Source organism: Veillonella sp. CNR 79/14, from assembly GCF_003992185.1.
GTDB lineage: Bacteria > Bacillota > Negativicutes > Veillonellales > Veillonellaceae > F0422.
Genome location: NZ_RQVH01000003.1, coordinates 39,251 through 51,750 on the forward strand (window position 1 = coordinate 39,251; position 12,500 = coordinate 51,750).

11 protein-coding genes are annotated in these 12,500 nt (G+C 39.3%); 2 read left to right on the forward strand and 9 right to left on the reverse strand.

Annotated elements, in window-relative coordinates:
* Positions 1-451 precede the first annotated feature (451 nt).
* A complete protein-coding gene (locus EO119_RS01255; protein ID WP_126940382.1) occupies positions 452-1,663 on the forward strand; it encodes an ISL3 family transposase in 1,212 nt (403 codons plus the stop codon).
* A gap of 116 nt (positions 1,664-1,779) precedes the next feature.
* On the opposite strand, the gene EO119_RS01260 is transcribed toward EO119_RS01255, so the two are convergent.
* From EO119_RS01260 to thiT, 4 genes are all read right to left on the reverse strand, one after another.
* Positions 1,780-3,093: a dicarboxylate/amino acid:cation symporter gene (locus EO119_RS01260; RefSeq protein ID WP_062401663.1), complete on the reverse strand. Its 1,314-nt coding sequence runs from the start codon at positions 3,091-3,093 to the stop codon at positions 1,780-1,782.
* A gap of 194 nt (positions 3,094-3,287) precedes the next feature.
* A complete protein-coding gene (locus tag EO119_RS01265) occupies positions 3,288-4,526 on the reverse strand; it encodes a molybdopterin molybdotransferase MoeA (RefSeq protein ID WP_126940383.1) in 1,239 nt (412 codons plus the stop codon).
* Positions 4,526-5,671 (reverse strand): molybdopterin-guanine dinucleotide biosynthesis protein MobB, encoded by a 1,146-nt coding sequence (locus EO119_RS01270; RefSeq protein ID WP_126940384.1) that lies wholly within the window; start codon positions 5,669-5,671, stop codon positions 4,526-4,528. The genes EO119_RS01265 and EO119_RS01270 overlap by 1 nt, the downstream gene beginning before the upstream one ends.
* Before the next feature lie 25 nt (positions 5,672-5,696).
* Complete coding sequence (gene thiT / locus EO119_RS01275; RefSeq protein ID WP_126940385.1) at positions 5,697-6,251, reverse strand: energy-coupled thiamine transporter ThiT; 555 nt, start codon at positions 6,249-6,251, stop codon at positions 5,697-5,699.
* A 257-nt stretch (positions 6,252-6,508) separates the two neighbouring features.
* Between thiT and guaC the strand changes: the two genes are divergently transcribed.
* Positions 6,509-7,495: a GMP reductase gene (gene guaC / locus EO119_RS01280; protein ID WP_062401653.1), complete on the forward strand. Its 987-nt coding sequence runs from the start codon at positions 6,509-6,511 to the stop codon at positions 7,493-7,495.
* A 184-nt stretch (positions 7,496-7,679) separates the two neighbouring features.
* Here guaC and EO119_RS01285 read toward each other — a convergent pair whose 3' ends face one another.
* The 5 genes from EO119_RS01285 to EO119_RS01305 all read right to left on the reverse strand — a co-directional run bounded on the left by EO119_RS01285 (position 7,680) and on the right by EO119_RS01305 (position 12,256).
* Positions 7,680-8,465: an enoyl-CoA hydratase gene (locus EO119_RS01285; RefSeq protein ID WP_009353363.1), complete on the reverse strand. Its 786-nt coding sequence runs from the start codon at positions 8,463-8,465 to the stop codon at positions 7,680-7,682.
* Between the two features lie 7 nt (positions 8,466-8,472).
* Positions 8,473-9,156 carry a PepSY domain-containing protein gene (locus EO119_RS01290; protein WP_009353293.1) on the reverse strand — a complete coding sequence of 228 codons (684 nt, stop codon included), beginning with the start codon at positions 9,154-9,156 and terminating at the stop codon, positions 8,473-8,475.
* Between the two features lie 181 nt (positions 9,157-9,337).
* The gene (locus EO119_RS01295; protein ID WP_164725655.1) at positions 9,338-10,879 is read right to left on the reverse strand and encodes a nitrite/sulfite reductase; all 1,542 of its coding nucleotides are present in this window, start codon (positions 10,877-10,879) and stop codon (positions 9,338-9,340) included.
* Between the two features lie 156 nt (positions 10,880-11,035).
* Positions 11,036-11,524, reverse strand: a complete 489-nt coding sequence (locus EO119_RS01300) for a DnaA ATPase domain-containing protein (protein ID WP_126940387.1) — start codon at positions 11,522-11,524, stop codon at positions 11,036-11,038.
* Between the two features lie 9 nt (positions 11,525-11,533).
* On the reverse strand, positions 11,534-12,256 hold the full coding sequence (locus EO119_RS01305) for a class I SAM-dependent methyltransferase (RefSeq protein ID WP_164725656.1): 723 nt from the start codon (positions 12,254-12,256) through the stop codon (positions 11,534-11,536).
* Positions 12,257-12,500: the final 244 nt, after the last annotated feature.

Here is a 12,500-nt window from a genome sequence, read left to right on the forward strand (position 1 = left end):
AAGTGATGTACGTATATTATAAACTCCTCAACTCCTTTATAGGGCCTAATAATATATGTATGCGACATAACCAGCTACCTCTACCATGCTACCTCTACGGTATGTCGCACATAAATACACATCCTTCATTCACATCTTTAGGTCTTCTCCTCTACTCTTCCCTACAGATGGCCTAAAGAACTCTATCAACGAATACCATGAGCATCTATTAGATGTACATGGTATTTTTTCTTTTTTGCTGCACTTATACTATTATATAATCTAAGTATTTCGACAACATTAATACTCTCATCACCGTATAGTGAAATACAAAAAAAAGGCTCTATAATAAATGTTGGGGCTACTCATATAAGAGTAGTCGCCAACATTTTTTGTTGCAATAAAATAGACATATACAGACTCATACCGTATCATAAAAGTAACCACACAATTAAGAAAGGATGAGTCATATATGTCTACAGTTAATTATACAGAAATTATCTTTAAAATTAAAGAGGAATATATCAAACATACAAGAGTAAATGAGGACGGTTCTGTTCACTTTACTCTTGAGATGCCAGTAGCTGAACAAGTGTGTCCTCATTGTGGAGAGAGCACTAGAAAGTCTAAAGGTAAACGATCTAGGGAGGTTAAATTTGGTGTTATACAACATCATCCTGTGACTGCTACATATTTACAAAGACGCTACACATGCCAGGAGTGTCATCATACTTTCATAGAAAAGAATCCTTTTGTTAGCCGTTATTTGCAAATTAGTAAAAGTAATATGGAATATCTATTTAGGCAATTTAGTGAAAAAGGATCTTTTACCGAGATGGCTAAGCGCAGTGACATTTCTGTATCTACAGTCATTCGATATTGTTCTAAGTTAGCTATTCCTAGGCCAAAGAATCTACCTACTGTATTAGGTATCGATGAGTATAAAGGTAATGCTGGAGGTCAAGTATACCAAGTTATCATTACGGATATAAGGAATCATTCCATCGTGGATATTTTACCTAAACGAGATACTAATGCACTAATTCAGTATTTTTCTAGCTTTTCTAGAAAAGCTAGAAAACAAGTTACATATATTATTATGGACATGTCTCCGTTATTTAAGTTAGTGATGCAAACTATGTTTCCTCATGCACATATTGTAGCTGATCGCTATCATGTATGTCGCTTAGTGGATTGGGCTGTAGAACGAGTACGCAAGAGAGAGCAAAAGATATTAGTAGCACATTCTAAAATGCTCAAACATAACCGAAGAATACTTATGAAAAATCCTGACAGATTAACTGAAAGCGAACAGATAAAACTACAGGAAATATTACGTATCTCTGATGATTTACGGATTGCTTATGGACTTAGATTAGCCTTTAGAAAGATATTTAAAACCTTTAGCATTCATAACATCGAAAGACATTTACAGTTATGGCTGAACATAGTAGAAAGAAGCCATTTAGTAGAATTTAACAATTTTAAACTATCTTTTACTAATTGGTTCCCTCAAATTGTCAATGCCTTTGTATTACCATATTCCAATGGATTTACTGAAGGTTGTAATAACAAAATTAAAGTATTAAAGAGAATAAGTTATGGGTTACGCCATTTTGAACGCTTTAGAGTTCGTATACTTATGTTAAGCAAAAAGAATAGCACTAGCTATTTCCATAGCTAGCGCTAAAAGCTTTTACATGAGTAGCCCCCACATTTGACAAAGAGCCAAAAAAAAGACTGCTTACATAGTAAATGTAAACAGTCTTTTTTGTATTGCAACGATCTCAGTGTAATTAATTATGCTTGTTGTTCACCTACGTGTTCAAAGCTTGCTTGTTCTAAAGCTTCCACTTCTTCATCAGTCAAAGGATGTTCCATTAATTCTGACAAACGCTCCGCAGATACTTCGTTTTCCCAACGCCCTACAACAGCAGCTGCTAAACAGTTACCAGATAAGTTACATACAGTACGCGCCATATCTAATATACGGTCTACACCAAGGATTAATGCTAAGCCTTCTACTGGCAATCCAAAGGCCGCTGCTGTACCAGCAATAACAATCAATGATGCTCCTGGCACTGCTGCAATCCCTTTCGTGGACAACATCAACGTTAATACCATTAATAATTGCTGTTCTAATGGAAATGGCACACCATACACTTGAGAAATAAATACTACCGCTAAGGATGAGTACAACGTGGAGCCATCCAAGTTAAATGTATATCCCAAAGGTAGTACGAAACTTACGATTTGGTTAGGAATACCAACCTTTTTCAATTTTTCCATGGCAATTGGCAATGCTGCTTCAGACGCCGCTGTAGAGAAAGCCAACACGATTGGCTCTTTCAATACTTTACCTAGTTTAAATAAGTTTACTTTTGTAAAGAAAGAAGCGATAGCAATGATAAGGATTAAGAATAACGCCAAACCACCGTACAAGGTGAATACTAACTTCATCAATGGCACTAGCATACCCAAGCCAAAGTTACCTACTGTATATGCAATGGCACCAAAGATACCGATAGGAGACACATACATTACATAGTGCGTCACTTTGAACATAATATGAGCCAAGTCTTTGGAAAGTTCAACAATTTGTTTCCCTTCTTTACCAATACTTGCTGCTGCAATAGCAAACATACAGCTAAAGAAGATAATTTGCAACATATCACCACGAGCCATAGCGTCTACAATGTTCGTTGGAATGATATTTACCAACATTTGTACGTGGTCCATCTCGCCTTTTGCTGCTGCTTTATTAGCAATGTCTACGGCATTACCTGTAGCTGTTAAGTTCACTCCTACGCCCGGTTCAAATACATTAACTACAAATAACCCTACAAATAATGCTAGTGTAGTCGCAACTTCAAACCATAGAATAGCTTTGCCCCCTAAACGGCCTAATTTTTTAAAGTCCCCCGTACCAGCGATGCCCATGACAAGGGAACTGAAAATCAATGGTACTACGATCATTTTAATCATACGAATAAATACATCGCCTAATGGTTTTAATTGTTTTGCAAAATCTGGTGCTACCGACCCTACTAGTACACCCGCTAATAAGCCAATGACAATCCAACCAGATAAGCCAAGTCTTTTTAATACTGCCATAGAATCTCCTTTTTCATAAATACTACCCTTTAAAGACCATACAAAAAGAGGCACAGGGTACGTGTACGATGTGTCTCTTTGTAGACCTTACTTATAAAATTCTATAGAATTATTATATCAGATTTTTTCTAAGCCTACAAGATAAATACCCATAAAACAGGGTATTTATTCATATTTTTGTTTCTTTATTCTTTTTATCGAGTAAACGGTAACACTTTTACTAATGTTCCTCTCTCTAATCGATCGCTATTCCCTGGAATTTTAATTAAACCATTAGCTACCGATAAAGATTTTAAACCTCCCGATGTCATCCCTAAGTTAGGGTATGCCCAACAAGAACCAGCTTCGTACCTAATATGTCCTTGATAATAGCGGTCAAGAGGGTGTTTTCTATCTGCCACTTCACCTAGGTAACATTCTATCCACCTAGTCATTACTGTCTGTCCAGATAACCGCTCTAACACAGGCAGCACCAATAAATAGAACTGATTCATCGCAGCCGTAGGATTACCAGATAAGCCCATGCACCATATACTATGGTCATCAATCGTAATGATACCACCGAAGGATGCAGCACCTGGGCGCATATGTAACCGTCGATACAATGTATTAGCCCCTAATCGTTCGTACAATTCAGGCATAGTATCATAGTCACCTACAGATACACCTCCGGTGCTGATAATCATATCCACCGGTCCCAATGTATCCAGCATATGTTGTACGGTAGCAATATTGTCGTCTACTGTGCCTGGCGCATCCGACAGATGGGCTACTCCCACCACATCAACACCTAATACATGTAAGGTGCCTTCTAGTAAATACCGATTAGAGTTATAAATATGCCCCACTCGTAGTGGCTCTGATGGATCTTGTACTTCACGCCCTGTGGTGAGCACAATAACTCTTGGATTACGATACACTAAGACTTCACTATATCCTTGCCCCGCTAAAGTTCCAACTTGTTCCGCTTCCAATACAGTACCAGCAGGCAATAATTCTTGACCGATTTGTATATCTTCCCCTTCGAGGATAATATGTTGCCCCCGTTCTATGCGACTAGGTACAGTCACCTCCATATCATTACTCCAAGTAAGAGCTTCTTTTACCACCACCGTATCTGCAGTATCTGGTATCATAGCACCCGTCATAATGTGAATCCCTTCACCAGGCGCTAATTGACCTTGAAAGACTTCACCTGCGCCAATAGTCTCTAGTATACGATATGTCCTTGTATCTTCTGCATATCGAATGGCAATACCATCCATAGCCGAACGCCTAAAAGGAGGATAATTCATCTTAGCTAAAGCCGTCGTTCCTAGCACTCTACCATAGGAGTGTCCAATGGATACAGATTCTCTCTCTATTTTATATCTATTTTGGGTAAAAGGAGTTTCTAGCAACTGTAAGCCTTCTTCTACTGTTACTACTTGCATTATAACAACTCCTTCAATATCCAATCGGCTAATCGATCCATATCTTCATCGCTGAAACTAAATTGCTCGCAGATAGTATTCCCATCTAATGTATCATCTATATCTGTAACTACTGCCACAATATCTTCTAATTGCTGTAACCGTATATCATTATGATTGGCACGGACCACTTCAATAATAGGTGCCACCCCATGACTTCTACTTTCTAGGAGCACCAAATCTACTGGCATTTCATTGGCCAAACGAATGAGTTGCTGTTGTCGTTGCATACTTTCACCATGTACTACCATGGCATATCCATTGGGTCCAGCTATCGCCACCGCTTTAGCCCCTGCTTGACTAGCCTTCCATGTATCGGTACCTTCCTGATCCATGCTAAATCCATGACCGTCGCTTTTCACCATTCCCACCACGATACCTCGTTGTGAAAGGCGATTGATGAGAGACGTAGCCACCGTCGTTTTACCCGACTTAGATTGGCTCGCACTAATGGTCACAATGGGAACAGAGCGTTCACGATTGGCAGATTTAGCTTTTGCCAACTTATAGGATAATCTAGTATTCACATTGCTATATAGCTCTGCTTCTTCAATCATATCCATTTCCATATAAGGAATCTTATCTAATACTCCGTGCATAGACACATCTTCACCTTCTAGGGATTCTTGAATCGTATCTAGCACAGATCGTTTATAAATGGCCGCCAATGGCTCGTATTCCTGTAATCCTACATAGGGAACCATAGCTAATAATTCGCCTTGTAAAAATGCATCTATATGCACTTCCCAAGACGGCAACCAATGAAAGGAAAACCATGGCATATCTGCAGACACTACGATATAGGCTTCTCGAGTACCTACTGAAAGGGCTGATTGCAGTCCACTAAGAGGGCCTTTCATAGCAATTGTATCTGGCACTAATTGAATATGTCGACCAAAAGAACGTGCCTCTTCAATAATATGTGCCTCTGATTCTTCTAATTCTCGATTAATGGAGACTAAAATTTCTCCACATTCTGTGAGGACCGCCTTACGGAGCATTTCCCCTAATAAAGTGGTACTGCCCCATGGTAATCTCGTTTTATCCGTCCCCATACGAGTGCTAAGTCCACCCGCTAACACAATAATTCCTAATTCAGAAATCATAGATATCTCCTGTCTAGATGTTTTCTTATTTATGGATTGGTGTCACACGACCTAATCCACGCATCACTGGCACATACAACAATGCCAATACTACAAGATTAATCACCATATCTGGCAACATATATGTTGCATTATACGTTAAGGAGTAAATCCAAGGACTTATCCCTTCTGGCGCATAAGAACCAAACACAACCACACCACTAATGGCAGATATGGCAAAGCGTGTTAAGATTGCATAAATTGCGCCAAAGAAGGCTTTCACAGTACTAGAACCACCAAAAAATCCTGCCATACCGATGGCACCATACGCCAAAATATAATCCAAAATAATGCTCATGTAATGAATGGAAAATTTAAATCCCACTAAAAAATGGACAATCCCATAGGCAACTCCCGTTAGCATGCCAGCACGACCACCCCAACGATACGCATAAATTAAAAGGGGTACTAAATTAGCTGCTTTCACTGCACCACCTTGTGGCATTTGGTAAATCACATACATGCTCAGAATTTGTGCCATAGCAATGACTAGGCCGCCTTCTACTAGCATTTTTGTTTTTCTTGAACTTGTATAACTCATATCTATCTCCTTTTTAGATTATGATACATTGAAATATATTATCAAATTCTCTATTATGTTTCTTTTTATTGTATCACTTTTAATCTATTTTTATCTATATATTTTTTCACAAAATACAGGATTCCTTTAGTACAAATTAGCATATCAAAAATGACTAAGTATATCCTTCCTATTGTTGCCAAGATAAGAGGTCTTATGTATAATAGATAAGGATTATGTCGTAATCCTAATTCTGTCTATTTAGGGGGCAATAAATAATGATCAATACTACAAACATTTTCGATTATGAAGACGTGCAGTTGATACCGAATAAGTGTATCGTATCCAGCCGTAGCGAATGTGACACAACGGTGAAACTGGGAAATCATACATTCCGCTTACCAGTTGTGCCAGCTAATATGCAAACCATCATCGATGAAAAATTAGCAAAACAATTAGCGGCTGAAAACTATTTCTACATCATGCACCGCTTCCAACCAGAAAAACGTTTGGACTTTGTAAAAGACATGCATGAGGCAGGTTTATTTGCATCTATTTCCATCGGTGTAAAACCAGAGGAATTTGAATTCGTTAAGGAATTAAAAGAAGCAAATCTATGCCCAGAATATATTACTATCGATATCGCTCACGGTCATTCCAACAGCGTTATCGACATGATTCAACACATTAAACGTGAGCTTCCTGAAAGCTTTGTTATCGCTGGTAACGTAGGTACTCCAGAGGCCGTTCGTGAACTAGAAAATGCTGGTGCTGATGCTACTAAAGTGGGCATCGGACCTGGTAAAGTATGTATCACAAAACTAAAAACTGGTTTTGGTACTGGTGGTTGGCAATTATCTGCTGTTCGTTGGTGTGCAAAAGCAGCCACAAAACCTATCATCGCAGACGGCGGTATCCGTGATCACGGTGACATTGCCAAATCTATTCGCTTCGGAGCTTCCTTTGTTATGATTGGCTCTTTATTCGCTGGTCATATCGAATCCCCAGGTAAAGAAGTGACTATTGACGGCGTAGCTTATAAAGAATACTTCGGCAGTGCTTCTGAACACCAAAAAGGGGAACGGAAAAATGTAGAAGGCAAAAAAATCACAATCCAATCCAAAGGCAGTATCTTTGATACATTGACTGAAATGGAACAAGATTTGCAATCTTCTATCTCCTACGCTGGTGGTACTACACTACAAGCCATCAAAAAAGTTGATTATGTCATTGTTAAAAACTCTATCTTTAACGGCGACCGGTAATCACATATACACGAGGACTCTTCTCTAGGAGGGTCCTCTTTGTATTGGAATACTTTTGAACCATGCATCTTATTTTATATACGAACAGAATATCCCTTACGAGATGTACCTTCCTCCAATGCCAAAAGAGCTATTATCGACCTTATTTAGTCGTAATAGCTCTTTTTTCACATCCTCAGATGCACTATTTAAATTTAGGTCGTCTTCCTTCAGCAAAAGCACGCACACCTTCACGGAAGTCTTCTGTTTCTCCTAAGGAATTTTGGATTTTCACTTCTAATTCCGCATATTCCTCAAAATTTGTAAAGAAACTAGCCCACATCATTTGTTTCATCGCTCGGAAAGATTGAACTGGCCCTTTCGCCAAGCGTTGCACTAAACGATTCGTTGTGCGTTCCAAAATCTCTGGTTCACACACTTTATAGACAAAGCCATATTCCTTACCTTTTTCAGCTGTTACCGCTTCCCCTGTCATAGCCAGTTGCATAGCCCTGTTGATACCTACAGCACGGCTCAACAAGTACATACCACCTGCATCAGGTGCTAGTCCCACATTGACAAAAGCTTGAATGAAACGACTATTCGTTGAAGCTACGCACATATCTGCTGCCAACACCATATTAAAAGCCGCCCCTGCCACAGCACCATCAGTACACATGACTACAGGTTTTGGCAAATGTTTCATAGCCAAAGATATTTCCATCACCAAGTGGGTAATCTCAAACAAAGACTCCGTATCGTCTTCTTCTACAGCGCGCTTCATTTCTGTTAGGTCTCCACCTACAGAAAAAACCTTACCTTCAGCCTTGAATACTAATACACGGGCCTCATCCGTTTCTTTAACTACACGAATAGCATCTAAAATTTCTTGGCACATAGGCACATTAAAGCCATTTTGTACTTCTGGACGATTAAATGTTATAGTCGCCACATTACCTTCGATGCTAAATATAATATTTTGATACGTCATACTTCACCTATTTTAATGTTTTCGTAGGATCTGCATCTACATCTTCTGGTTCTTCTTGTAATGTAAATGGTTTACCTACCCCATCATTACGCAAGCGATCTGCTTTAATTTTTGCCCAGTCGATAGGTTCTCCTTTTTCTAAGGCTTGACCTGTCACAGCATCTACTTTTACACTATATTCTTTTTCATCTTTATCTTGTGTGCGCACCATATAATGCACTTCATTATTTTCCGCTTTAATTTCCCATCCTCTAGTGAAAGAACCTTCTCCTACCAAAGCACGAGCTGCTACTTCCGCTTCTTTTGGGGAAATTACTTTCAATGGATTAAAGACTTTAGACGCTACATCTTTTGCTTTGCTAGAACGGAATTCACGCACTACTTTACCAGTAATTACGTCTACATCAATGGTAATTTTTTGTTTCGGTGTATATCCTACCACCACATACTGATAATTACCTTTTGATGGATCCAGTGTAATAGAGCTAACGGCTGCTTTTACATAACGGCCCACAAAGATACCTGCTACTTCACGCATGGACAATACCATGGATTGACCAGGTTGGCGCACCACCACTGTTTTATCATTTAAGTTAGAATATTCATTGATTTCAGCATGTGCTTGTGGCGCTACTGCAAAGGTTGTGGCAAATGCCATAGCTCCTACTAAGGCTAATGTACTTTTTTTCATTGGACTCTCCTATATATACAATTCTATGAACAAAACTTACATGACTATACTCCACGAAGTTTGCATTCTCAATCTTGAGATATCTCTTTCATTATACCGTATCTATGCAATTTCTTCAATATAGTACATAGTTACTCAAAGTAAAAACGCTCCTACCTAAGTAAGAACGTTTTTATATACATTATAGATATTTACTGATTACTGCTTGGAATGCTTCTGGTTGTTGATCTTTCCATGTGTCAAAATCTTGTCCTGCTACTTCCAGTGCTTTCACAAGGTCAATGAAGAATTGAGGAATATCTTCCACTGTGACTACACCCACTTCATCAGACATACGTGGGCCTTCTAATTCACCATTACCGTTGATGAACACTTTGAAAGCTGGTTGCGGTTTACTATCCACTAGTTTAGTAAAACCATGAAGCCCTAAGGAGCCTACTTGATGTGTACCACAAGAAGATAAACATCCAGATACATGTAATTGTGGTAAACGATCGGTAGATAATCCTTGCGCTTCTAAGGTCTTCTTAATTACTTTTACCAATCCAGAAGAATCTTGGAACCCGAGTTGACAAATCGTAGCACCTACGCAAGATACAGTGTGCTCGAAGTTATTTTTCGCATGAGTATCAGCGATAATAGCCGCTACTGCATCCGCTTCTTCTCCTGTTAAGTTTACGATGTACACAGATTCATCACCACAAATACGGATTTCTGTTTCTTCTAAACCGCCTACGTAATCAAATAATTTTACGAATACGTCGATTGGCGGTGTACCTACTAATGGTTTGTATTGGATGTAGTACAAGCCTTCTTGCTTTTGTGGCTCTGCCAACGGTGTAGCCGGTGTTGTGGTACCCACTTTTTTCACTTCATAAGGCGCCACAAACAATGTCAAATCATGGGCTGCTTTAGATTTTTCTAAATATTCATGATACGCTTTACGGAACTCTTCTTCCCCTAAGCGTTGTGCAATGAAACGAGAACGTGCTTTACCACGATTGTTAAAGTCACCCAATTCATGATACAAATGCAACATGCCATCGATATGTTGTAATGCTTCTTTTGGATCTACATTTTCTGCTACTAACACGCCGAATGCAGAACCACCACCCATGCCACCACCAGCATAGACATCAAAGGTACCATTTTCTTTTGCCAAAAATCCTAAATCTTTATAATTTGCATGGCCCTCATTGTCTACCACAGAGAAACCAATTTTATATTTACGTGGTAATGCTAAGGTACCAATTAAAGATACAGCATACTCACTAGCTGCTTGCAAGTAAGGAGTCACTGCAAATGGCTCATCAGGATGTACCCCATGTAATGGGCTTGCCGTTACATTACGCAAGTTATCTCCACCAGTACCACGATTATAGATGTCATGTTCAAAACAGTCTTTATACAACTCTAAGATTTGTTCACCTTGTAATTGATGGAATTGAATACATTGACCTGTTGTGAAATGTACATATTTTAAATCGTATTTCTTTACAGAATTTACCAAGAATTTCATTTGGTAAGGAAGAATACGAGATCCCAAGAAACGCAAACGCAACATTGCACTTTCATGTCCGCGTTCTGCATAACTACCAAATCCTCCACCAATGCCTTTGAAATCCTTTGGGGCGATTTCCTTCTTAAAGAAACCTTCAATCCCTGCTTGGAACTTTTCAAACTCTCCCGCAAATCGTTGTCGTACTTCTTCTGAAATAGCCATTATACTTTCTCCTCTCCTGAGCACTCGCTCAATAGAAAACTCTTCTTCCCAAGTATAACAGATATTAAGGCGGATTTCTATAGATTGAAATCCGCCTCTTTTCATAGGTTATATCACTTAGTTATACAGTGTAATAACCGCTTTCTATTCATTTTTCTATTCGATGAAAGCCACAACTCCATCAGTCAATTCATTCTGCAATTCATTAGAACGATCTTCAGAGTCAAACGTATCATCAAACGTCACCGCCATACGACGAGCTTTTGCTTTCATGCCTTGTACAAGACGCATAAACATCTTTTTAGTTCCTTCATCATCGCTATACACAATATCCTGCACATCATCCACTAATAATAAATGTAGCTTACAGTATTCTTCCATATAATCTGCCACTTCTCCATAGGTCACACTGTCATTGTATTCTTTAATGAATTGCGCTCCTGTCACATAACGAACACGGATGTTAGGGTTTCCTTTTACCGCCTCTTGTTCCATGGCTTTCAATAGATGCGTTTTACCCACATTAGCTTGGCCAAATAGAAATAGTACTGGCTCAAAGCACTTTGTAAAATCAGTCATCGCCAACGCAGAAGCCATAGCGAATTTATTTTTCTCTGTTACCTTGAAAGTTTCAAATGTTTGCATAATTACTCCTTATTTCCTAGCCACAATGGAAAAGAGTGGCACTGGATTGTATAATTCATCTTCTTCATTATAGATACGGCTACTCACTGCCATATCTAGATACACTCTGGAAAAACCTGCTTTCCGAATCATATGCACATCCCAATGGGGGCGATCCATACGACTGATAGATAGTCCTTCCGTAATAGCAATGCATTCTTGCATAGTCTCATTCGATACTGTCTCATGAATATGGTGCTGTGCCACCACAGGCACTTTGAGTTCTACTCCATAATCACCATCGATATTGATAAGCACCCCTTTCGGCGCAAGCACACGGTACCATTCCTTATAGGCTGCTTCCACATCAGGCAAGGTCCACGTCAGATTGCGCGCTAAGATGACATCGAAGGACGCATCTGCATATTCCAGTTGCATAGCATCCATACAGTGAAAGTCCACCGTACCTTGTAATGAGTCCTGCAATACCAACACTTGCTCCTTCGCCACCGCAATCATGTCTTCCGTCAAATCAATGCCGGTCACCGAATAGCCCTTTTGGGCCAGTAAAAAGGCAAAAAAGCCTGTACCCGTGCCCAAATCTAAAATCCGTTGATGGGTGTCCTTAAGATGCGGAGTAATCTCTCGCAACCATCGTGGCGCTAGATTCGATTGTAATTCCTTCATGCGCAGTGCTCCAAAATCATCGCTTCGCCCTTTCCAATAGGCCATAATTCTATCTCGTATCTGCATATACCCTCCTTGCATCGTATCGTATTATACCATGAGGAACATGGTTTTGTATGTATCTTGAGTCACGAACAGATGGATAAAGGCCTACTAAAATACCTTGAGATTCCACACTAAAGTACGTACTCCGCAATGTGGACATACTTGCTCAGTTACTGGCATCTCTAGTGTAAAATGAATGATACGGTATGAGTTTGTATATGTCTATTTTATTGCAACAAAAAATGTTGGTAGCTACTCTTATATG

Bases quoted from the DNA above. Each gene is read 5' to 3' on its own strand.
- guaC (WP_062401653.1), top strand. From the start codon at position 6,509: ATGATCAATACTACAAACATTTTCGATTATGAAGACGTGCAGTTGATA.
- EO119_RS01265 (WP_126940383.1), bottom strand. From the start codon at position 4,526: ATGCAAGTAGTAACAGTAGAAGAAGGCTTACAGTTGCTAGAAACTCCT.
- EO119_RS01270 (WP_126940384.1), bottom strand. From the start codon at position 5,671: ATGATTTCTGAATTAGGAATTATTGTGTTAGCGGGTGGACTTAGCACT.
- EO119_RS01290 (WP_009353293.1), bottom strand. From the start codon at position 9,156: ATGAAAAAAAGTACATTAGCCTTAGTAGGAGCTATGGCATTTGCCACA.
- EO119_RS01285 (WP_009353363.1), bottom strand. From the start codon at position 8,465: ATGACGTATCAAAATATTATATTTAGCATCGAAGGTAATGTGGCGACT.
- EO119_RS01300 (WP_126940387.1), bottom strand. From the start codon at position 11,524: ATGCAAACATTTGAAACTTTCAAGGTAACAGAGAAAAATAAATTCGCT.
- EO119_RS01255 (WP_126940382.1), top strand. From the start codon at position 452: ATGTCTACAGTTAATTATACAGAAATTATCTTTAAAATTAAAGAGGAA.
- EO119_RS01260 (WP_062401663.1), bottom strand. From the start codon at position 3,093: ATGGCAGTATTAAAAAGACTTGGCTTATCTGGTTGGATTGTCATTGGC.
- thiT (WP_126940385.1), bottom strand. From the start codon at position 6,251: ATGAGTTATACAAGTTCAAGAAAAACAAAAATGCTAGTAGAAGGCGGC.
- EO119_RS01305 (WP_164725656.1), bottom strand. From the start codon at position 12,256: ATGCAGATACGAGATAGAATTATGGCCTATTGGAAAGGGCGAAGCGAT.
- EO119_RS01295 (WP_164725655.1), bottom strand. From the start codon at position 10,879: ATGGCTATTTCAGAAGAAGTACGACAACGATTTGCGGGAGAGTTTGAA.